The organism is Microbacterium sp. LBN7, from assembly GCF_045690345.1.
GTDB lineage: Bacteria > Actinomycetota > Actinomycetes > Actinomycetales > Microbacteriaceae > Microbacterium.
Map to the genome: position 1 here is coordinate 229,218 of NZ_CP147856.1, position 21,750 is coordinate 250,967.

Below are 21,750 nucleotides of genomic sequence, written 5' to 3' on the forward strand. Positions count from 1 at the left end.
CCCGGCACCCCGATCCGGCTAGGCTGACACGGTGACGACCCGGCAGCTGCGATTGGTACGCGCTGCCGCCGTCTCCTCCGTGGCCACGCTCATCGCCGCCGTCTCGCACACGCTCGGCGGCGGATCCGCGCCGCATCCGCTGCTGATCCTCGCGATGTCCACTCTGCTCACCCCGCTCTGCGCTCTTCTCGTGGGCGTCCGGCCGTCGCGCCCTCGCGTCGCCGCCACCGTCCTGTTCGCGCAGGCGGCTTTCCACCTGCTGTTCCAGGTGCTGGGTTCGCCGACGGGATCCGCCGCGGTCGGCGCCGGCCATTCGCATCACGTCGCGCTCGACGCCCTCGGGGCGCTGCCGCCTGTCGCGGCGGCGGATACGACCATGCTCTTCGCGCACATCGTCGCGGCGGCGATCACCACGCTGCTCATCTGGCACGGCGAAGCGCTGCTGCGCGGCATCGCCCGCTGGTTCCAGACGCTTCTCCTCCGAGCGTTCCTGAGCGCGCCCGCCGAGCACCGGCGCCCCGACTCTCTCCGTTCCCTCCTCCTGCGCCCGTCCGACGCCGCGGTCTCCGCCGCCGTGTCGCGACGCGGACCTCCGGTGCTCGTCCGCGGCTGATCCGCCGCACCGACGTTCCGCTGCCCCGGCAGCGTCATCCTTCGCGGGTTCCCGCGTCGTTCCGACGCGCCCGCATCAACGAGCAATCAGGAGTACTCCCATGTCCCGCAACACCTCCCGCCGCCGCGCCCGTCGCGTCTCGATCACCTCCGCCGCCGTCCTCGGCGGTGCCGTCCTCGCTCTCGCCGTCCCGACGATGGCCGCCGCGCACGTCAACGTCAGCCCCGACGAGATCGTGGCCGGCGACCACGGCGTGCTCACCTTCTCCTTCTCGCACGGGTGCGACGACTCCCCCACCACAGCACTCCGCATCACGATGCCCGAAGGTCTCGCATCCGTGGCTCCCACGCTCGACGGCGACTGGACCATCGACGTCGAGCGCGGCGCCGACGGATTGGTGAGCGCCGTGACCTACACAGCCCTCACCCCCGTTCCGGTCGATCTCCGTGGCGCGGTGAGCATGTCGGTGGGCCTCGACGAGGACACCCCGGCCTCTTTGGCGTTCCCGGTCGTGCAGCAGTGCGTCGAAGGGGCGACCGAGTGGACGCAGCTCGCCGCCGAGGGTGAGAACCCCCACGACCTGGACTCCCCCGCACCCGTCGTGACCGTCACCGAGGCCGCTGCGGGCGGCCATGGCGAGCACGGTGCGACGGAGACCACGACGGATGCCGCGGCGGAGCCGGTCGCCGCCGACCCGCTGCCCACGGTCCTCGGTGCAGGCGGACTCGTGGCCGGCATCGCCGCCCTCGTGGTCGCGGTGCTCGCCTACCGTCGCCGCGTCTGACGACACAGTCCGCCTCCTCCCATGCATCGCGCGCGGGAGGGGGCGGGCCGCAGACGGGGTTCGTCCCGGCTCCGTGAGATCATGGATTCGACATGTCGATTGAACAACAACCGAGCCTGCCTCCCGTGCTCCGCCCCGCGAACCCGCCCCGGCGTGAGCTGTCCGAACTCGCCTCCCGATTCGCCGACGCCGTCCGCGGCGACGTGACCGGCATCGTGGTCTCCGGCATCACCCTCGCCACCGCGGATCTGCGGCCCGGCGAGGCGTTCGTCGCGATCCAGGGCGTCAACCGCCACGGTGCGGACTTCGCCGTGGCCGCGGCGGAGAAGGGGGCCGTGGCCGTCATCACCGATGAGCCGGGCGCCGAGATCGCCGCAGCGTCCGGAGTCCCGATCCTCGTGGTGGAGAACCCCCGCGCGATCCTCGGAGACCTCAGCGCCTGGGTCTACGGCACCGGTGCCGACGACCCGCTCCCGCTGCTGTTCGCGACCACCGGCACCAACGGCAAGACGAGCGTCTCGCACCTGCTGGAGGGCATCCTCGATCAGATGGGCGTCGTCACCGGCCTCTCCTCGACCGCCGAGCGCCACATCGCGGGCGAGATCATCGTCTCGCGGCTGACCACGCCGGAGGCGTCCGAGATGCACGCCCTGCTCGCACTGATGCGCGAGCGCGAGGTCGAGGCCGTCGCAGTCGAGGTCAGCGCGCAGGCCCTGTCGCGGCACCGCGTCGACGGCATCCGCTTCGACGTCGCCGGGTTCACCAACCTCAGCCACGATCATCTCGACGACTACGCCGACATGGACGAGTACTTCGAGGCCAAGCTGCCGCTGTTCCGCCCCGATCGCGCGCAGCGCGCCGTGATCTGCCTCGACTCCGCTTCGGGCGCCGTCGTGGTGGAGCGCTCCGAGATCCCGTCTGTGACCGTCGGCACTCCCTCGATCGCGGCCGATCCCGACGCCGCAGGACGCGCGGACTGGGTCGTCGTCATCGATGAGGAGCGCGCCGCCGGCACGACCTTCACGATGACGGGCCCCGCCGGCTCGCTCACCACGACCGTCCCGGTGATCGGTCCGCACATGGCCGCGAACGCCGCGCTCGCGATCGTCATGCTCCTCGAGGGCGGATACCCGTGGCAGCGCATCGTCGACGCGCTCTCCCGCGACGGCGGCATCCGCGCCTATCTCCCCGGCCGCACGCAGCTCGTCTCCGGAGACCGGGGACCGGCGGTCTTCGTCGACTTCGGGCACTCGCCCGACGCGTTCGAGAAGACCCTCGCCGCCGTCCGGCGCGTGACGCCCGGACGCGTGCTGATGCTGTTCGGCGCGGACGGCGACCGCGACGCGAGCAAGCGGTTCGACATGGCTCGCACCGCCGTCGAGGGCAGCGATGTGCTCGTCGTGACCGACCACCACCCGCGCTTCGAGGATCCTGCCTCGATCCGGGCGACTCTGGTCGCCGGCGCGCGGCGCGCACGGCCGGATGCCGAGATCCACGAGTACTCCCCGCCCGAGAGCGCCATCGTCGCGGCCGTCGGCCTGGTCGGCGACGGCGATGCGATCCTCTGGGCAGGACCCGGGCACCAGGACTACCGCGACATCCGCGGGGTCCGCACGCCGTACTCGGCGCGAGAGCTGGCCCGACGCGCCTTGCGCGCTGCCGGATGGCCCGTGCCGGATTCGCGCTGGCCGGTGCCGTACCCCGACGAGGACTGACCGCGGGGCCGCCCCGGCGGTCTCTCGTCGTCAGGCCGCCGCGATCAGCCGATCGGCGGTCTGGCGCGCCCACGATTCCGCGGCCGCGAGCGACTCGACCGTGAGCGCATCGGGCGGCCGGCCAACCGCAGATTGGATATCCGTACGACAATCGAGGTCCACCAGTCGAGCACAAGCCAGTGGCTACATATCGATATTCTGAAATGCGCCTGCTTTCGCACTTGAGCACCATCTGAGGCCTGGACACAATAGGTCGTTGTCGCCACATACGGAGCAGTGAGAGGATTCAGGATCCCGATGATGAAAAAGACTGTGACACGGAACGCCGGCACGATATTGGGTGCTTCATTGCTGCTCGCAGGCGCGAGTGTAGCGGTACCCTCTGCCGCCCATGCAGGGACGATAGTCCAATCGAGGGATTACTCAACTCAGTTCCAGTGCAATATCGGCAGAGACACCCTTAGGGTCCAGGGGTTCAACGTCGCCCCCCATTGCACGTACGACGGCCTCTTCAAGACATGGAGCTTCTGGTACGAGACCAAGTGATCCGCTAGTCGCGTGTGGAAAGCGACTCGCGCGAGTGCGCCGGCAGTTGACAGTGACTTCGGTTGCTCCCTGTCGAAGCGCGGCACCCGGGCTGTCACACGCCCGGTCCAGCGGGGATCAAACGCAGGCGGGCGCGTCAGGCCGCCGCGATCAGCCGATCGGCCGTCTGGCGCGCCCACGATTCCGCGGCCGCGAGCGACTCGACCGTGAGCGCATCGGGCGGTTCGTGCGCGTCGACGACGCGGGCGATGGTGTCGACGATGCCGAGGAACGACAGGCGCCCCTCGTGGAAGGCGTCGACGGCCTGCTCGTTGGCGGCGTTGTAGACCGCGGGGAAGGTCGCGCCGGCTCGCCCGACGGCCTTCGCGAGTGCGACCGACGGGAAGGCCGCGGCGTCCAGAGGCTCGAAGGTCCACGAGGAGGCCGTCGTCCAGTCCAGGGGACGTCCGACTCCGCCGACACGGTGCGGCCAGTCGAGGCCCAGCGAGATGGGCAGGCGCATGTCGGGCGGGGAAGCCTGCGCGATCGTCGAGCCGTCGATGAACTCGACCATCGAATGGACGATGGACTGCGGATGGACCACGACGTCGATGTCGTCGTACGCGATGTCGAAGAGGAGATGCGCCTCGATGACCTCGAGCCCCTTGTTCACGAGGGTGGCGGAGTTCGTCGTGACCATGCGCCCCATGTCCCACGTCGGGTGCGCGAGCGCCTCCGCCGGGGTGACGTCTGCCAGCTCGGCGCGGCTGCGACCGCGGAACGGACCGCCGGATGCCGTGACGACGAGCCGTCGCACCTCGGCATGCGTTCCCGCACGGAGCGCCTGCGCCAGCGCGGAGTGCTCCGAGTCGACCGGCACGATCTGCCCGGGCGTCGCGGCCGCGAGCACGAGCTCGCCGCCGACGATGAGCGACTCCTTGTTCGCGAGAGCGAGGGTTCGTCCGGCCTTCAGCGCGGCGAGGGTCGAGCCGAGCCCGATCGAACCCGTGATCGCGTTGAGGACGACATCCGCCTCGACATCCCGCACGAGCTGCTCGGCCTCGACCGCGCCGAGGGCCGTGTCCTCGACCTGGAACTGCGCCGCCTGAGACGCGAGCATCTCCGCGTTCGATCCGGCGGCGAGGCCGACGAGTTCGAAGCGCCGAGGATTCGCGCGGATCACATCCAGCGCCTGCGTTCCGATGGAGCCGGTGGAGCCGAGGACGATGATGCGACGCATGACGCCAGCCTAGGACACGCGCCCGCCGCGACTACTGCTGCGGCTGGACGGGCGTGGTGGCGAGGATGTCGACGACGAAGACGAGGCTCTCCTTCTGGAGCTCGTGCCCCTCGCTCGCGCCGTAGCCGTCAGCCGGCGGCATCACGACGACGACCTGCGAGCCGACCTTCTGGCCCTCGAGAGCCTTCTGGAAGCCGGCGACGACACCGGTGGTCTGGAACTGCGCCGGCGCCGCGTCGCGGCTCCAGCTCGAGTCGAACTCGCTGCCGTCGGACCACTTCACGCCGAGGTACTGCACCACGACCAGGTCACCGGAGGCGACCGTTGCACCGTCGCCCTGCTTGAGGACCGCGACCTTGGTCTCGGTGGGCGCGTCCCCGTCGGGGATCGTCACGGTCGGCTTCCCGGCCTTGTCGAGCTCGACGGCGGGCATGCCGGGGGTCGGATCGACGGGGGTGCCCGTCGCGACCTCGGGGAGGTGCTCGACGGCCTCGGCGTAGACGACCTTGCTGGTCCCTCCCTCGCCGAAGACATTGCCCGGGAGCGCGAGAACGATGCGCGATCCGACCGGCTCGCACTCGAGAGCGGCGACGAACAACGAGGACTGGTCAGTGTCGAGCAGGATGGGCAGCAGCCCCTCGTCACCGCGTGCCGACGAGTCGAGGACCTCACCCGTCGCGGCCTCGATGATCTGATACTGCACGGACACGAGGTCACCCACCCCGATGTCCTCGCCGTCGCCCGCGCTCACCACGGTGCGCTCGACGCCCGCGAAGGCGGCGTCGGCCGGCACGGTGATCTTGGTATCGGCACCCTCGCCGTCGACGACCACCGCATCGGAGGTGTCGCCCGGCTGCGCGTCCAGCGCGCAGGAGCTCGACGCCGTGGGATCGGGCGTGCTCGAACTCTCCGGGGCGCCGCTGCCGGAGCAGCCTGCCAGCAGAAGGGTCGCCGCAGCGACGGTGGACAGGATGACGAGCGGACGCTTGCGCACAGGGAGACCTCAAGATCGCGGGCGGGACACTCCATCCTCCCCCATCCCCCTTTGCCCGCGCTGGGAGGCGCGGCGCGATTCTTCATTCCCGCGATGGCATGGATCCGGGAGTAACCTGCTCTGATGACCTCTGAGCAGTCCGTCGAGCCCGAAGCCTCGTCAGAAGAGATTCCGGCCTCAGAGGAATCAGCGAAACCGCGCCACGCCGGTTTCGCCTACCGGCTCGGCCGCGGGCTCATCACGCCGCTGGCCCGCCTGGTCTACCGGCCGCGGATCGAAGGCCGTGAGAACGTTCCGCTGAGCGGACCGGTGATCTTCGCGAGCAATCACCTCTCGTTCATCGACTCGATCGCCATCCCGGTCGCCGCTCCGCGACCCGTGCACTTCCTTGCGAAGTCGACCTACTTCGAGGGCACGGGCTTCCAGGGCTGGATGAGCAAGACGTTCTTCCAATCGATCGGTGCGATCCCGGTTCGCCGAGGCGCCGGGCAGGCAGCGCTCGATGCGCTCGACCTGCAGCGCCAGCTCCTGGATGAGGGCCTCGCGGTCGCGCTCTATCCGGAGGGCACGCGCTCCACCGACGGCCGCCTGTACAAGGGCCGCACGGGCGTGGCGTTCCTCGCTCTCCAGACGGGCGCACCGGTCGTACCCGTCGGCCTGATCGGAACCGACAAGGTGATGCCGGTCGGCGCGAAGGTCCCCACCATCTCCGAGCGGATCACGGTGCGGTTCGGCGAACCGCTCGACCTGTCCCCGCACGGGCCCGCGACGAGCGGACGAGCACGTCGACTCGCGACCGACGACATCATGGCAGCGATCCACGCACTCTCGGGCCAGGAGCTCGCCGGCGCCTACAACGAGGCTCCGGCGCAGGGAGCCATCGAGAAGATCAAGCAGGCGCTGCCGCACGAACGACGCTGACGCGACGGTCGCCGCGCGCTACGACGCGAGCGCGGTGACCGTCGCCTCGTGCCGCACCGGGAAGTTCATCGAGTTCGCGATGAAGCACCACTCGTTCGCCTGCGCGTGGGCGCGCTCGGCAGCGTCGATCATCGACGCCTCGGCGACGACGACCTCCGGCCGCAGCATGACCTCGACGAAGGCTCCTCCGCCCGCGCCGTTCTCGCGCATCATCCCGCTCGCCTGATCGCGGTAGGACACGACGACGACGCCGGCCGTCACGCAGGCATGGAGGTACGACAGCAGGTGGCATTCGGACAGCGATGCCAGCAGCAGATCCTCAGGGTTCCATCGTGAGGGATCGCCGCGGAACGGCTTGTCGGACGAGGCGAGGAGCTCGGGCTTCCCGTCGACCTCGATCGTGACGTCGCGGCGATAGTCGCGGTAGCCGCTGGTCCCGCTGCCGGTGTTCCCGGTCCAGGTGGACGTGAGGGCGTAACGGTGCTCGCCGAGGGCGCGGGGGGTCGACTGCTCTGCCATACGTCAAGTCTGCCAGGGCCCGGCGGGACGCGGCGTTAGGATCGAGAGGTGCTGGAGACTCTCACCGTTCAGGATGCCGTGGAACTCGCCGTCGTCGAACGCAGCGGGTTCGTCGAGTCCCGCCATGCGGGTGCCGCCGTCGTGCTGTCGCCCGACGGCGAGATCGTCGCACGCCACGGCAACGTCGAGGCGCTGATCCTTCCGCGTTCCAGCCTCAAGCCGCTGCAGGCCGTCGCCTGCATCACGGCGGGCGCCGTCCTGGAGGGCGAGCAGCTGGCACTCTCGACGGCCAGCCACACCGGGACCGATCGCCATGCCTCCGTGGTCCGCGACATCCTGACCGCGGGCGGTCTGACGGAGGACGACCTCGGCTGCCCCCCGGCATGGCCGACGGACTCGGCGACGCGGGACGAACTCGTCCGCGAGCACGGCCAGACGGCGCGCGTGCGCATGAACTGCTCCGGCAAGCACGCCGCGATGCTCCGGGCCTGCGTGGCCACGGGCTGGTCGACCGACGGATACCTGGATCCCGCGCACCCGCTGCAGGCTCACATCCGCGAGGTCGTCGAGCGCCTCTCCGGCGAGAAGATCGCGCACACGGCGATCGACGGCTGCGGAGCGCCGGTGCACGCGCTCACGCTCACCGGACTCGCCCGCGCCATCCACCGGATCGGCACGGCTTCGGATCGCTCCCCGTTCGCGCTGCACCGTGTTGCCGGCTCTCTGGTGCGCGCGGTGCGGGAGAACCCGTGGACGATCGAGGGCCCCGGCCGTCCCGACACGATCGCGATCGAGAAGCTCGGGGTGTTCACCAAGGGCGGCGCCGAAGGCGTGATGGTGATGGTCGCCCCGAACGGCACCACGGTGGCGCTGAAGATGCTCGACGGCGCCCCGCGTGCCTCGACCGTCGTCGCCGCGACCCTGCTGGCTCGCGCCGGCGGTCTGAGCGATGCCGACGTCGCAACTCTCCAGGCGGCTCTTCCGCTCGAGGTCCTCGGTGGCGGCGGCGTGGTCGGCAGCATCCGACCGGGTAGCGGCATCTGACCCACCCCGGGTCGGCACCCTCTCTCACCCCGGCGTGAGCGCCGGAACGATGACGCGCCGCGGCGACCCAGCCCCGCGCACCGACCACGCACGACCGGCGTGCGGACGCGCGAAGGGCGGAAGCTCGCGGACGCCTGCGAGCTGACGGAGATCCGTCGGCTGCTCGGCGCGGATGAGGATCTCCCCTTCGGCGCGGATGCGCTGCCAGACCGACCAGCTGCGCTGCCAGGTCTCCGCGTCCGCGACGAGGATGCACGAGGCGGACGGACGGAGCCTCTCCGCACCGGGCAGGAGCACCTCGCAGTCGGGGTGAGCGATCTGCAGCCGCGCGACGATCTCCGGGGCGCCCGTGCTCACCACCGCGGTGATGCTCGCCGCCGGGACCCACGCCGGAGGCACTGCCTCCGCGGAGATGGCGACCGCGTGCTCCTCGACCCACGCGAACTGGACCTCACGCCCGCCCAGCGTCGCGCGGCCGGCGATGCGATCGCGGACGAACCCCGCCGGCTCGCCTCCGGCGGCGATGTGCTCGACGCGGCTCGGCATCCGCAGCAGAGCCCTCCGCGGAAGCGCGTCGAGAAGGCGCCCCACCGGGCCTGTCGCACGCGCCGCGGTCATCACGACGGTTGCGCCTCCGCCCGCCCTCAGGACCTGTTCCCAGCGCTGGGCGAGCTGCTGCGCGTGCTCGGACGGCAGTCCGGCGAGAAGGACGTCCACATCGTCGCACAGCACCACAGCGGGCAGCGGTTCGCCGCCGGTCGCCCAGGCCGTGACGAGATCCCAGGCGTGCTCGGGATCGGACGGCACCCATCGTGCATCGGCGCGCTGCGCCGCGATCGTGCGCAGCGCCGCGGTTCGCCCCGACCCCGGAGCGCCCAGGATGGACAGGCCCCGCTCCGGCCCGGGGTGCAGCATCTCCAGGGGCTGGGACTGCCGCTCGGGAGCGTCGGCCCGTCCGAGGACGACCTGTCCCGCCGGGAGAGCCGCGGCGGGTCCGGTGAGATCGCTGAGCGGGATACGGCCGGGGAGCGAAGCAAGCCAGGGGCTGCGCGGCCGGTCGACGGCTGCCCACCGCATCCCCACGCGCCGCAGGTCCGACGCGCCGGTGAGGGCGACACGCAGCGCCACCGGAGCATGATCCTCGGGGCGGCGCACCAGGGCGACACCGCGTGAGCCCGCGCCGCCCGGGAGCTCGGCCGCGGCATCCGTGCCGATCACGAGCCTGCTGTCGGCGGCGTCTCCGACCCGCAGGCTGATCCGCAGAGGGCAGTTCGCCGCGAGGGCGTCGCGGACCACCCCTGCGGCGCGCTGGGTGCCGAGGATGAGGTGCATGCCCAGCGCCCGACCACGCGCGGCGACGTCGGTGAAGACGGCACCGAGATCCGGATGCTCCTGCAGGAGAGCCGCGAACTCGTCGACCACGATGATCAGTCGGGGCATCGCCACGTCGCGCACGTCTCTGGCGCCCGCGGCCGCGAGCACCGCCTCCCGGTGCCGCAGCTCCGCGGTCAGACTCGACACGCCTCGTCGCGCGCCCTCGTCGTCGAGATCGGTGATGACGGCCGCGACCTGTCGGAGCTCTCTCAGCGGCTCGAAGGCCGTGCCTCCCTTGAAGTCCGCGAGCACGAACGTCACGCGGTCGGGGCCGTTGGACGCGGCGATCGCGGTCACCCAGGTCACGAGGAGCTCGCTCTTCCCCGTCCCCGTCGTGCCGGTGACGATCGCATGCGGCCCGTCCTCCACGATGTCGACCACGATGTCCTCGTGGGCGCTCCGTCCGATGACCGCGGGAAGCCCGTGGTCGCCCGGTGACTGCGCGAGTTCGCGCATGCCGACGGACACCGGAAGCATGTCGGCGTCCCGATGCTCCTCCCGGCATTCCCCGGCGACCGCCTGCGCCTGCGCGAGCGAGAGGCATTCCACGGCGACGTCCGCCATGCCTCGCGGCGTCCGCAGCGTCGCCGACCCCCGTTCCACGACGTCGATCACGGTCGTGATGCCGTCGGGCACCTCGCCTCCCGTCTGGGCCAGCCAGACGACCGCATCCGCATCGACCCGTGACCCGCTCGACGCCGCGACGCCGATCCGGAATCCGCTCCGTCGTGCGCGCAGCGCGTGCGGCAGCGACTCGAGTCCCCAGCGCGCGAGATCGTCGCCGACGAGCGAGAGCTGAGCCGCACCGAACCGCAGACACAGCTGCACGACGACGGCCCGGGCCACCGCGGCCGTCAGCGCCTCCGGTCCGCGCAGACAGACGCCCCGCCCGAGCGGTACCGCAAGCGGCGCATCGTGCAGCGTCGCCGACCGCTCCCGGAAGTCGCGCGTGCGTGCATCGTCTCCCCCACCGCAGCGGATGCCGCTCGGCACCCTTCCCCTGCCCACCACGAGCGCACTCGACTCGTCCGGCGGGTGCGCGCCGCGCAGCGGCGGCTGGACGAGGCATGACGCGGCATCAGGATCCTGGAGCCATCGTGCGGCGCGCTCCTCGCGCTGCCGGCGCTCCAGCTCGGCTTCGGCCTCGGCCCATGCCGCTGCGGCCTCCGCAGCGTTCCGGCGCCGGTCCCGGCGTCGGCTCCGCGCCGCGTCGGCGAGAGAAGCGACGAGCATCAGAGGTCCCAGTGCGGCGAAGCAGAGGGCGAACAGAGAACCGGTGACCAGCCAGAGCACCACGCCGGCCGCGACGGGGACGATCGCCGCCATGAACGGCAGAGCGGGCCTCCGCGGCGAAGGCGGCGCAGCAGGGAGCGTGATCGGAAAGGAGTCCATGCACCTCAGTGCACAGCATGGCGCATCCGGAGAGGATGCTGTCCACAGAAGTGGAGCGGTTACTCCGCGGACTCGTCCTCTGTGGAGAGCGAGTCGTCCTCACCGCTCACCTGAACGATGACCAGCGTGACGTTGTCGCGTCCGCCGTTCTCCAGCGCTGCGGCGAGCATCGCATCGACGGCATCAGCGGGGTCGGCGTTCTCGCGCAGGAAGTGCTGGATCCCGTAGTCGGTCAGCTCCTTCGTGAGCCCGTCCGAGCAGATGACGAAGCGATCGCCCGCCCGCACATCGATCGTGAGGTAGTCCGGCGGGGTGAGCTCGCTCGCACCGACGGCACGGGTGATGACGTTGCTGTACGGGTGCCCCTCGGCCTCCTCCGGACTGAGCTTGCCCGCCGTGATGAGCTCCTGCACGACGGAGTGGTCCGTCGTCACCTGCACGAGCCGGTCGTCACGGAGCAGGTAGACGCGGGAGTCGCCGATGTTGAGCGAGACCCACTGCGGCTCGTCCCCCGCGACGTCGAGGAAGACGCCGGTGAGCGTGGTGCCGGTGCCCTCGTCGGTCGTCTCCGGGTGATCGGCGATGTCGGCCACGGCCAGCTCGAGAGCGTTCTCGATCGCAGCCCTGTCGACCTCGCCCGACTCGACGACCGCCTCGAGCCTCGCGACGGTGCTGCGGCTGGCGATCTCTCCCCCGGCATGACCGCCCATGCCGTCGGCGACGATGAACAGCGGGTACTCCGCAAGGAACGCGTCCTGGTTCGTCTCACGACGACGTCCCAGGTCGGTGACGCCGGCCCACGAGAGCAGCAGCGGGCGCTGTGCGATCGTGATGCTGCGCGTCTTCGTCGTCTCAGCCACGTGCTGCCTCCGATGGACCTGCGGCGGATCGGGCGAGCGCAGGATACTCACACATCGTAGTGGAACTCCGGTTCCCGGCTCATACCCGGGCACCCGGGTCTTCGGGCAGCGGGAACAGCCTGTCGATGGTCTCGCGGTCGGCGGCGTCGGGGCGCCAGGCGTCTCCCGCAAGGGCGTTCGCCTCGACCTGGGCCGCCGAGGTGGCGCCGGCGATCACGCTCGAGACGACAGGGTTGGAGAGGAGCCAGCCGAACGACGCCTGCAGCATCGTGATGCCTCGTTCGTCGCAGAACCCGCGGAACTCCTCGATGGCATCCCACGGCGCGTTCTCCCACACGTGGCGACGACTCGACATGATGCGGCTCGATGCGGGGCCGCCTTCCCGGGTGAACTTGCCCGTCAGCAGCCCGTTGTGCAGCGGGAAGAACGGGAAGAACCCGAGCCCGTAGCGCTCCACGGCGGGGAGCACCTCGCGTTCGGCCGCACGAGCGAGCAGCGAGTAGTGGTTCTGAGAGGAGATGAAGCGGCCCGTCGACCGCTCGCGTGCGGTGAACTCCGCCTCGGCGATCTGCCAGCCGGAGAAGTTCGAATGCCCGTAGTAACGGATCTTGCCTTCGCGGACGAGTTCATCGAGGGCATCCGTCGTCTCCGCGATCGGCGTCTCGGGATCGGGCAGGTGCAGCTGGTAGAGGTCGATCCAGTCCGTGCGCAGTCGGCGCAAGGACTCCTCCACTGCTCGGCGGACGTATCGGCGAGAACCACGGCCCGCGGGAAAGGCGTAGCCCATGTCGCGCTCGTGGCCGAACTTCGTCGCGAGCACCACGCGGTCTCGGCGCCCTTCCAGGGCCTCTCCCATCAGGGTTTCGCTGGTGCCGGCGACGGCGCCGTACATGTCCGCCGTGTCGAGCAGCGTGATCCCGTTGGCGATCGCGGCGTCGATGACCTCACGGGTCCCGGTGAGCGTCTCGGTGGCGGTGCCGCTGCGTCCGAAATTGTTGCAGCCGAGGCCCGTTGCCGACACGAGGAGACCGGAGGCGCCCACCCGGCGCTGCGACATGACCATGGTCTCCACGTTAGCGCCCGTACCGTCGCTGTCGGCGCGGCCCACGGCGGGAACGGCACAGGGCCCCCGACCGAAGTCGAGGGCCCTGTGTCAGACGATCAGGCCGGAGGCTGCGTCGGGTCGGACGGCGGCGCAGGCGGAGCTGCCGGCGGCGCGGTCGGAGGTGCCGGCGGAGTGGCCGGAGGAGCTGCCGGCGGTGCCGGCGGCGTGGTGGGCTGCGCCGGAGGCACGGGGGCCCCGGTCGCCGGTGCGGCAGGAGCAGCGGGCGGCGCGTAGCCGGGCTGAGCCGGCGGCGCGTAGCCGGGCTGCGCGGGAGGCGCGTACCCCTGCGGAGCGGGAGGCGCGTAGCCCTGGGGGGCGGCGCCGTAGCCCTGCTGAGGTGCGGCGGCAGCCGGCTGGACGGGGATGCCGTCCCACACCGTGCGGTCTCCGAGGAAGCCGTTGCCTGCCCAGGAGGCCGGCTGGATGTTCGGGTTCCAGCGCGACTTGTCGAACGCGTTGATACCCAGCCAGACGATGCTCAGGAAGACGTAGAGCACGACCCAGACCGCATCCTTCTGCAGCTTGAGGCCGACGCGCCACGCGGCGATCACGGACAGCACGGCCAGCGCGATCGAGAAGACGAAGCCGATCCCGATCCAGCTGAGGAGCGCAGCTCCACCGATGCCGTAGAGCACGAGCCACGGGCTCAGGTCACCGAGCTTGAAGAAGATCATCGTGTTGTAGACGGGCACCCAGGCGCGCCACTTGCCCTGCACTCCGGCCTTCTCGAAGATCTTCATGTAGAAGAGAGAGCCCAGTACATAGCCGGCGATCGCGATCAGGAAGATCACGAAGGAATATGCGAGAAGCAGGCCGGCGTAGCCTGCTCCGTAGTCGTCGTAATCCATGAGACTCACATTCTTTGGTCTCGGGAGACGGCTTTCGCCCCCCGCAAACGAAGCGACCGCCTCGCATTGGACATGGTAGCGGTGCGCATGGGGGCGGGCAACGAACCACGCGGGGAGTTTCATCCCGCGTCACCTGGCGTCATTCGGCGACGACGAGCTCCAGGATGCCGGCATCATCCGTGCCGCGGAGGACGACGTCGCTCTTCTCCGCCCAGCGGCGGAGGCCCCGCAGCGACGTGATGCGCGGTCGGTCCTCGGCCAGCGCACGGACGAGGAGCCCCTTGGACTTCTTGTTGAAGTGGTTGAGCGCCCTACCGTGCTCCGTCACGACGCGCACGTAGGAGGAGGGGACGGATGCCGGCACGGGCCCGAGAGCAACGTACGCCTCGCTCCGCAGGTCGAGCACGAAGGCCGGAGCGGACTCCGCGATGGCAGACGACGTGGCATCCGCCCAGTGGCGCCGGAGGGCCGGGAGGCCGGGAACCGAGGTCCCTGCGGAGAGCCGGTACGTCGGCAGCGCATCTAGGGCCCCGATCGGTCCGAGCGGGGCGCTGTGGATCCACACGTGCTCGCCGAGCCAACGTCGGGATGCCGTCGACAGGGTCGCGGCGTCGAGCGCGTCGAAGAGCACTCCCGTGTAGCGGTCGACCGCCGGCATGGTCGGCGCGGTGCGCAGCGTCCGATTGTGCTCCACGTCACCGGCCTGGCGGTCGCTGAGCTTCAACACCCGACGGGCGGCTTCCTCGTCGGCGGCGAGATCGATCAGCGCGTCGAGCGCGGCGGATCGGTGCGCGTGGAGCTCTGGGAGCGCCAGTGACGAGAGCGCCAGCGGTGCGCCGTCGCCGCCCGGACGCTTGGTCTCCGACGGTGGGAGCAGGATCTTCATGGGACCTCGGGGACAGACACGACCGCCCCGGATCGCCGACGGCTCGAAGAGCGCGGGACGGTCCGGGGCGGACGGGTGGAACAGGACTGCTAGGCGATGAGAGCCGCGTTGCCGGCGACGATGGTCAGGGTGTCGCCCTCCATGGAGAGGAACCCGTCCTGCGCGTTGGCCAGCACCTTGGTGCCGTCGGTCTGGGTGATCCGGACCTGGCCCTCGGCGAGGATGGCCAGCACCGGCTCGTGGCCGGTCATGAAGCCGATCTCGCCCTCGACGGTCTTGGCGACCACGAGGCTCGCCTCTCCCGTCCAGACCTCCGCGTCCGCGGAGACGAGGCTGACGTGCAGAGCCATGGTCAGCCGTTCTCCTTCTGGATCTTCGCCCACTGCTCTTCGACGTCGGAGATGCCACCGACGTTGAAGAAGGCCTGCTCGGCGACGTGGTCGAAGTCACCGCGCGTGATCGCATCGAACGACTCGATGGTCTCCTTCAGCGGGACGGTCGAACCCTCGACACCGGTGAACTTCTTCGCCATGTAGGTGTTCTGCGAGAGGAACTGCTGGATGCGACGTGCACGCGACACGACGATCTTGTCTTCCTCGGAGAGCTCGTCGACACCGAGGATCGCGATGATCTCCTGCAGCTCCTTGTTCTTCTGGAGGATCTGCTTGACGGTGGTCGCGACGCGGTAGTGGTCCTCGCCCAAGTACCGGGGGTCCATGATCCGCGACGTCGAGGTCAGCGGGTCGATGGCCGGGTACAGACCCTTGGACGCGATCTCACGAGAGAGCTCGGTCGTGGCGTCGAGGTGGGCGAAGGTGGTCGCCGGAGCCGGGTCGGTGTAGTCATCGGCCGGCACGTAGATCGCCTGCAGCGAGGTGATCGAGTGACCACGCGTCGAGGTGATGCGCTCCTGGAGCACACCCATCTCGTCGGCGAGGTTCGGCTGGTAGCCCACCGCGGACGGCATACGGCCGAGCAGCGTCGAGACCTCGGAACCGGCCTGCGTGAAGCGGAAGATGTTGTCGATGAAGAGCAGAACGTCCTGCTTCTGCACGTCACGGAAGTACTCCGCCATCGTCAGAGCCGAGAGGGCGACGCGCAGACGCGTTCCCGGCGGCTCGTCCATCTGGCCGAAGACGAGGGCCGTCTTGTCGAAGACACCCGCCTCTTCCATCTCGTGGATCAGGTCGTTGCCCTCACGGGTGCGCTCACCGACACCGGCGAACACCGACACACCACCGTGGTCCTGCGCGACGCGCTGGATCATCTCCTGGATGAGGACGGTCTTGCCGACACCGGCGCCACCGAACAGACCGATCTTTCCACCCAGCACGTACGGCGTGAGGAGGTCGATCGACTTGATGCCGGTCTCGAACATCTGAGTCTTGGACTCGAGCTGGTCGAAGTTCGGCGCCTTGCGGTGGATGGGCCAGCGCTCGGTGACCTCGATGGTCTCACCGGGCTCGCCGTTGAGGACCTCGCCGATCACGTTGAAGACCTTGCCCTTGGTGACGTCACCGACGGGGACCGAGATGGCCTCACCGGTGTCGCGCACCTCCTGGCCGCGGACGATGCCGTCCGTCGGCTTGAGGGCGATGGCGCGCACGAGGTCGTCGCCGAGGTGCTGAGCGACCTCGAGCGTGATCTCGACGGAGGACTCGCCGATCACGATCGTGGTCTTCAGTGCGTTGTAGATGTCGGGGATCGAGTCGTGCGGGAACTCGATGTCGACAACCGGACCGTTGACGCGCGCGACGCGCCCGACGACCGCGGTCGCCGGCTGGTCAGCCGTGGCGGTGGGGGTCATTTTCGTCTCTTTCCTGATGGTCTATTTGCTCGACGAGAGCGCGTCGGCGCCGCCGACGATCTCTGCGATCTGCTGCGTGATCTCCGCCTGACGCGCGTTGTTGCGCAGGCGGGTGTAGTCGGTGATGAGCTTGTCGGCGTTGTCGCTGGCGGACTTCATCGCCTTCTGCGTCGCGGCCTGCTTGGCGGCCGACGACTGCAGGAGTGCGTTGAAGACGCGGCTCTGGATGTACACCGGCAGGATCGCGTCCAGCACGGTCTCGGCATCCGGCTCGAACTCGTACAGCGGGTAGACGGTGTTCCCGGCCTCCGACTCGTCTGCTTCCGAGATCTCCAGCGGAAGCAGGCGCACGGACTCCGGCGACTGCGTCATCATGCTGACGAAACGGTTGTACACGAGGTGGATCTCGTCGACGCCGCCCTCGTCCGCACCGCGGGAGAAGTCCTCGAGCAGCTGCTGCGAGATCTCCTCCGCCGTGTGGAACGACGGGGTGTCGGTGTCGCCGGTCCACTCCGCGGCCGCCGCGATGCGACGGAACTGGAAGTAGCCGACGGCCTTGCGACCGACGAGGTAGAACACCGGCTCCTTGCCCTGCTCGCGCAGGAGCTCCGCCACCTCGAGACCCTCACGGAGGATCTGCGAGTTGAAGGCTCCCGCGAGACCGCGGTCCGACGAGAAGATCACGACCGCGGAGCGGCGGATCGTCTCAGGCTCACGGGTGAGCGGGTGGTCGACGTTCGAGTGCGTCGCGACGGCGGACACGGCCCTCGTCACGGCCCGCGCGAAGGGACTGGACGCCTTGACGCGTGCCATCGCCTTCTGGATGCGCGAAGCCGCGATGAGTTCCATCGCCTTCGTGATCTTCTTGGTCGTCTGAGCAGAAGAGATCTTCTGCTTGTAGACCCTGAGTTGAGCGCCCATGAAATCAGTACCTCACGCGGTTACGCGCGACGACCCTTGACGATCTTCTCCTGGTTGACGTCGTCCGCCTCGGCCGCCGCATGCTCCTCGTGACCGGGAGCGCCGATGGCGTGTCCCTTGCCACCCTGGAACTCCAGGACGAAGGCATCCGTGTGCTTCTCGAGCTCTGCGACCGTGTCGTCGTCGAGGACGTTGGTCTCGCGCAGGGTCTCGAGGACCTTGGTGTTGCGACGCAGGTAGTCCAGGAGCTCGCGCTCGAAGCGGAGGACGTCGGAGACCTCGATCGTGTCGAGCTTGCCCTTCGTTCCGGCCCAGATCGAGACGACCTGCTCCTCGACGGGGTACGGCGAGTACTGCGGCTGCTTGAGCAGCTCGGTCAGACGCGCACCACGCGACAGCTGACGACGCGAAGCCGCATCGAGGTCGGACGCGAACATCGCGAAGGCCTCGAGCGAGCGGTACTGCGCCAGCTCCAGCTTCAGCGTTCCGGAGACCTTCTTGATCGACTTGACCTGCGCGTCGCCACCGACTCGCGAGACCGAGATACCCACGTCGACCGCGGGACGCTGGTTGGCGTTGAAGAGGTCGGACTGCAGGAAGATCTGGCCGTCGGTGATCGAGATCACGTTGGTCGGGATGTACGCCGAGACGTCGTTCGCCTTGGTCTCGATGATCGGGAGACCCGTCATCGATCCGGCGCCGAGCTCGTCGGACAGCTTCGCGCAACGCTCCAGCAGACGGGAGTGCAGGTAGAAGACGTCACCCGGGTAGGCCTCGCGGCCCGGCGGGCGACGCAGGAGGAGCGAGACGGCACGGTAGGCCTCGGCCTGCTTCGACAGGTCGTCGAAGATGATGAGGACGTGCTTGCCGCCGTACATCCAGTGCTGGCCGATCGCGGAACCCGTGTAGGGGGCGAGGTACTTGAAGCCGGCGGGGTCGGATGCCGGAGCCGCCACGATCGTGGTGTACTCCAGGGCGCCGGCCTCTTCGAGCGCGCCCTTCACCGAGGCGATGGTCGAGCCCTTCTGGCCGATGGCGACGTAGATGCAGCGGACCTGCTTGTTGACGTCGCCCGACTCCCAGTTGGCCTTCTGGTTGATGATCGTGTCGATCGCGATGGCCGTCTTGCCGGTCTGGCGGTCGCCGATGATCAGCTGGCGCTGACCGCGGCCGACGGGGATCATCGCGTCGATGGCCTTGATGCCGGTCTGCATCGGCTCGTGGACCGACTTGCGCTGCATGACGCCGGGCGCCTGCAGCTCGAGCTCGCGGACCGCTTCGGTGGCGACCGGGCCGAGGCCGTCGATCGGGTTGCCGAGCGGGTCGACCACGCGGCCGAGGTAGCCGTCGCCGACGGGGACCGAGAGGACCTCTCCGGTGCGGGTGACCTCCTGGCCGGCCTCGACGCCGGTGAACTCACCGAGGACGACGACACCGATCTGGTGCTCGTCCAGGTTGAGCGCGAGACCCTTGGTGCCGTCTGCGAAGGTCACGAGCTCGTTGGCCATGACGCCGGGCAGGCCCTCGACGTGCGCGATTCCATCCGCGGCGTCGATGACGGTGCCGACCTCGGTCGCCGCGGCCCCGGTGGGCTCGTAGGCGGCGGCGAAGTCCTTCAGCGCGTCACGGATGACGTCGGGGCTGATCGATAGTTCTGCCATTGTCTTCCCTTTGTATCTGGGTGCGCGGTTCCCCGCGCGAAGTCGTGTTAGCCCGCGAGCTTCTGGCGAAGGTCTGCGAGTCGAGCGGAGATGCTGCCGTCGATGACGTCATCGGCGATCTGCACGCGCAGGCCTCCGACGACGGCAGGGTCGATGACGACGTTGAGCGAGACCGTGCCGTCGTAGCGGCGCGAGAGCGCGTCGCTGAGACGGGTGCGCTGCGCCTCGCTGAGCTCGGACGCACTGTGGACCGTCGCCACGACTCGACCGTGCTGGCTCGAGACGATGCGCGTGGCGCGGCTGAGCAGCTGGCGCACACGCCGCTCGCGCGGCTGGCGCACGAGCGAGGAGACGATCAGCGTGGCGGGAGCGCTGTAGCCGCCGTCGGCGAGCAGTCGCTCCACGAGAGCGCCCTTGGCTTCCTCTCCCCCGAGGCGGCTGCCCAGGGCGAGCTCGAGCTCGGCGTTGGCGGCGATCACGCGGGAGAACCCGAAGATCTCCCCCTCGAGATCGGCGCCCGGCTCCGCGATCGACGCGGCGCGGATCGCGAGCTCCTCGATGCCGTCCACCAGCTCGGAGGCGTTCGACCAGCGCTCGGCGACGACGGTCTTCAGGACGCTCTGCGCGTCTGCGGAGAATCCGCCGAAGACCGCCGTGACGACGTTCTGTCGCGCCTCGGCCGGAGCCGAGGGATCAGCGAGCGCGCCGCTCAGCTGGGACGACTCGCTCACGGCACGCCCGGCAGCGAAGAGCTCCCGTGCGGTGTCGAGAGTGACGCCCTTCGCTGCGGCAAGCGTCTCGATGGATGCCGCGAGTGCCTGAGTGGTCGCGCTGCCCATTACTGAGCCGCCTTCTCGGATGCCTCGAGGTCGGCGAGGAAGCGATCGACGACTGCCGTGGCGCGTGCATCGTCGGAGAGGGTCTCTCCGACCACACCGCCGGCGAGGTCGAGGGCCAGCGAGCCCACCTCGCTGCGCAGCGAGACGAGAGCGGTCTGACGCTCGGCCTCGATCTGCGTGTGCGCGGTCGCGGTGATGCGTGCAGCCTCGCTGGACGCCGCATCCTTGGCCTCGGCGACGATCTTCTTGCCGTCCTCACGGGCGGCCTCACGGATCTCACCGGCCTCGGTGCGTGCCTCCGCCAGCTGGCGGGTGTACTCCTCGAGAGCTGCTTCGGCCTTCTTCTGCGCCTCGTCAGCCTTCGCCATGTTGCCCTCGATGGCCGCCGAACGCTCGTCGAGCATCTTCTTCAGCCGGGGAAGGGCGTACAACCACACGACGAGGAGGATGATGAAGAACCACAGCGCCGACCAGATGATGTCGTACAACGCCGGGATCAGCGGGTTGTTGACCGCCTCACCCTCAGCTGCGAGGTTCGTGACAAGAGCGTTGAGCATCCTGTCTCCTTCAGAAGTCGGTAGGGATTACGGGAAGGGGATGAATCCGACGGCGATGCCGACGAATGCGAGAGCCTCGGTGAAGGCGATACCGATCCACATGAGGACCTGAAGGCGACCGGCCAGCTCGGGCTGACGAGCGACGCCCTCGATGGTCTTGCCGACGACGATACCCACGCCGATGGCCGGGCCGATGGCTGCGAGGCCGTAGCCGACCGCCGCGAGGTGGCCGTTGATTTCAGCGAGAACCGTAGTTGCGTCCACGGGTTTTTCCTTTCGTTGGGTGGGAGGGCTGATGCCCGCCCGCTCAGAGTCTGTTGCTCAGTGCTCTTCTGCGACCGCGAGCTGGATGTAGACCGCGGTGAGGACGGTGAAGACGTAGGCCTGCAGGACGGCGACCAGGATCTCGAAGATCGTGAAGGCGCCGCCGAAGGCGAGGGTTCCGATGCCGAGGAAAGCCCAGCCGCCACCTGCGGTGAAGAAGAAGAACTGGGTAGCCGCGAAGCAGAGGACCAGGATCATGTGGCCGACGACCATGTTCATCAGCAGTCGCAGGGTGAGCGTCACCGGGCGGATGATGAAGGTCGAGAGCAGCTCGATCGGGGTGACGATGATGTACACCGGCCACGGGACGCCGGCCGGGAACAGCGCGTTCTTGAAGAACTTGCCCGGGCTCTTCTTGATGCCCGCGTAGATGAAGGTGACGTAGCTGACGAGCGCGAGCACGAGGGGAACCGCGATGATGCTGGTTCCGGCGATGTTCAGACCCGGGATGATGCCCGTGATGTTCATGAACAGCACCATGAAGAAGATCGTGGTGAGGATCGGCAGGAAGCGGTCGCCGTCCTTGCGTCCGAGCAGGTCGTGCGCGATGTTGCCGCGGACGAGCCCGAGACCCATCTCGACGAGGCTCTGGAAGCGGCCGGGCACCACCGTCATGCGGCGGGTGCCGAGCCAGAGGATGAGAACCACGGCGATCACCGAGAGGAACTGCACCAGGTGGATGCGGTGCACCGGGATGACACCGAACGCGTTGAAGAGGATCTCCGGGAAGAACTCATCGATCGACGGGCCGTGGAACTCGCCGTCAGTGGCGAGCTTAGGGATCAGGGTCGCAGCAAGATTAAACAGCGCGGGCTCCAGCT

General features: G+C 69.2%; 21 protein-coding genes. 5 read left to right on the plus strand and 16 right to left on the minus strand.

The features are described 5' to 3' along the window. Positions 1-31 precede the first annotated feature (31 nt). The 3 genes from LBN7_RS01135 to LBN7_RS01145 all read left to right on the plus strand — a co-directional run bounded on the left by LBN7_RS01135 (position 32) and on the right by LBN7_RS01145 (position 3,112). Complete coding sequence (locus LBN7_RS01135; protein ID WP_407360726.1) at positions 32-613, plus strand: hypothetical protein; 582 nt, start codon at positions 32-34, stop codon at positions 611-613. 100 nt (positions 614-713) lie between these two features. Further along, complete coding sequence (locus LBN7_RS01140; RefSeq protein ID WP_407360727.1) at positions 714-1,397, plus strand: YcnI family protein; 684 nt, start codon at positions 714-716, stop codon at positions 1,395-1,397. Positions 1,398-1,489: 92 nt separating this feature from the next. Further along, positions 1,490-3,112, plus strand: a complete 1,623-nt coding sequence (locus LBN7_RS01145; protein ID WP_407360728.1) for a Mur ligase family protein — start codon at positions 1,490-1,492, stop codon at positions 3,110-3,112. A gap of 682 nt (positions 3,113-3,794) precedes the next feature. Here the strand turns inward: LBN7_RS01145 and dxr are convergent. Then, the gene (dxr, locus tag LBN7_RS01150; protein ID WP_407360729.1) at positions 3,795-4,877 is read right to left on the minus strand and encodes a 1-deoxy-D-xylulose-5-phosphate reductoisomerase; all 1,083 of its coding nucleotides are present in this window, start codon (positions 4,875-4,877) and stop codon (positions 3,795-3,797) included. Between the two features lie 31 nt (positions 4,878-4,908). Then, entirely contained in the window at positions 4,909-5,871 is a 963-nt protein-coding gene (locus LBN7_RS01155; RefSeq protein WP_407360730.1) for an FKBP-type peptidyl-prolyl cis-trans isomerase, read from the minus strand. A gap of 123 nt (positions 5,872-5,994) precedes the next feature. On the opposite strand from LBN7_RS01155, the gene LBN7_RS01160 reads away from it, so the two are divergent. Beyond that, on the plus strand, positions 5,995-6,792 hold the full coding sequence (locus tag LBN7_RS01160) for a 1-acyl-sn-glycerol-3-phosphate acyltransferase (RefSeq protein ID WP_116635247.1): 798 nt from the start codon (positions 5,995-5,997) through the stop codon (positions 6,790-6,792). A gap of 18 nt (positions 6,793-6,810) precedes the next feature. Here LBN7_RS01160 and LBN7_RS01165 read toward each other — a convergent pair whose 3' ends face one another. Then, positions 6,811-7,311 carry an OsmC family protein gene (locus LBN7_RS01165; protein WP_341945613.1) on the minus strand — a complete coding sequence of 167 codons (501 nt, stop codon included), beginning with the start codon at positions 7,309-7,311 and terminating at the stop codon, positions 6,811-6,813. 48 nt (positions 7,312-7,359) lie between these two features. Here LBN7_RS01165 and LBN7_RS01170 point away from each other — a divergent pair, with 48 nt between their 5' ends. Next, the gene (locus tag LBN7_RS01170) at positions 7,360-8,355 is read left to right on the plus strand and encodes an asparaginase (protein ID WP_407360731.1); all 996 of its coding nucleotides are present in this window, start codon (positions 7,360-7,362) and stop codon (positions 8,353-8,355) included. A gap of 24 nt (positions 8,356-8,379) precedes the next feature. Here LBN7_RS01170 and LBN7_RS01175 read toward each other — a convergent pair whose 3' ends face one another. From LBN7_RS01175 to atpB, 13 genes are all read right to left on the minus strand, one after another. Then, a complete protein-coding gene (locus tag LBN7_RS01175; RefSeq protein ID WP_407360732.1) occupies positions 8,380-11,121 on the minus strand; it encodes an FtsK/SpoIIIE domain-containing protein in 2,742 nt (913 codons plus the stop codon). Between the two features lie 59 nt (positions 11,122-11,180). Then, positions 11,181-11,981, minus strand: a complete 801-nt coding sequence (locus LBN7_RS01180) for a PP2C family serine/threonine-protein phosphatase (RefSeq protein ID WP_116635251.1) — start codon at positions 11,979-11,981, stop codon at positions 11,181-11,183. 79 nt (positions 11,982-12,060) lie between these two features. After that, positions 12,061-13,044 (minus strand): aldo/keto reductase, encoded by a 984-nt coding sequence (locus tag LBN7_RS01185; protein ID WP_407360733.1) that lies wholly within the window; start codon positions 13,042-13,044, stop codon positions 12,061-12,063. A 98-nt stretch (positions 13,045-13,142) separates the two neighbouring features. Then, entirely contained in the window at positions 13,143-13,934 is a 792-nt protein-coding gene (locus LBN7_RS01190; RefSeq protein WP_116635253.1) for a large exoprotein, read from the minus strand. Positions 13,935-14,073: 139 nt separating this feature from the next. Further along, entirely contained in the window at positions 14,074-14,820 is a 747-nt protein-coding gene (locus tag LBN7_RS01195) for a peroxide stress protein YaaA (protein ID WP_341945617.1), read from the minus strand. 89 nt (positions 14,821-14,909) lie between these two features. Then, on the minus strand, positions 14,910-15,170 hold the full coding sequence (locus LBN7_RS01200; RefSeq protein ID WP_045280545.1) for a F0F1 ATP synthase subunit epsilon: 261 nt from the start codon (positions 15,168-15,170) through the stop codon (positions 14,910-14,912). Positions 15,171-15,172: 2 nt separating this feature from the next. Beyond that, positions 15,173-16,627 carry a F0F1 ATP synthase subunit beta gene (gene atpD / locus LBN7_RS01205; RefSeq protein WP_116635255.1) on the minus strand — a complete coding sequence of 485 codons (1,455 nt, stop codon included), beginning with the start codon at positions 16,625-16,627 and terminating at the stop codon, positions 15,173-15,175. Positions 16,628-16,648: 21 nt separating this feature from the next. Next, positions 16,649-17,548, minus strand: a complete 900-nt coding sequence (locus LBN7_RS01210; protein ID WP_341945618.1) for a F0F1 ATP synthase subunit gamma — start codon at positions 17,546-17,548, stop codon at positions 16,649-16,651. Between the two features lie 20 nt (positions 17,549-17,568). Then, positions 17,569-19,209, minus strand: a complete 1,641-nt coding sequence (gene atpA, locus LBN7_RS01215) for a F0F1 ATP synthase subunit alpha (RefSeq protein WP_116635257.1) — start codon at positions 19,207-19,209, stop codon at positions 17,569-17,571. 47 nt (positions 19,210-19,256) lie between these two features. Beyond that, a complete protein-coding gene (locus LBN7_RS01220) occupies positions 19,257-20,048 on the minus strand; it encodes a F0F1 ATP synthase subunit delta (RefSeq protein WP_116635258.1) in 792 nt (263 codons plus the stop codon). Further along, positions 20,048-20,605 carry a F0F1 ATP synthase subunit B gene (locus LBN7_RS01225; protein ID WP_407360734.1) on the minus strand — a complete coding sequence of 186 codons (558 nt, stop codon included), beginning with the start codon at positions 20,603-20,605 and terminating at the stop codon, positions 20,048-20,050. Before LBN7_RS01225 ends, LBN7_RS01220 begins: the two co-directional genes overlap by 1 nt. Positions 20,606-20,632: 27 nt before the next feature. Beyond that, entirely contained in the window at positions 20,633-20,869 is a 237-nt protein-coding gene (atpE, locus tag LBN7_RS01230) for an ATP synthase F0 subunit C (protein WP_025103147.1), read from the minus strand. A 57-nt stretch (positions 20,870-20,926) separates the two neighbouring features. Next, positions 20,927-21,715 carry a F0F1 ATP synthase subunit A gene (atpB, locus tag LBN7_RS01235; RefSeq protein WP_407361690.1) on the minus strand — a complete coding sequence of 263 codons (789 nt, stop codon included), beginning with the start codon at positions 21,713-21,715 and terminating at the stop codon, positions 20,927-20,929. Positions 21,716-21,750: the final 35 nt, after the last annotated feature.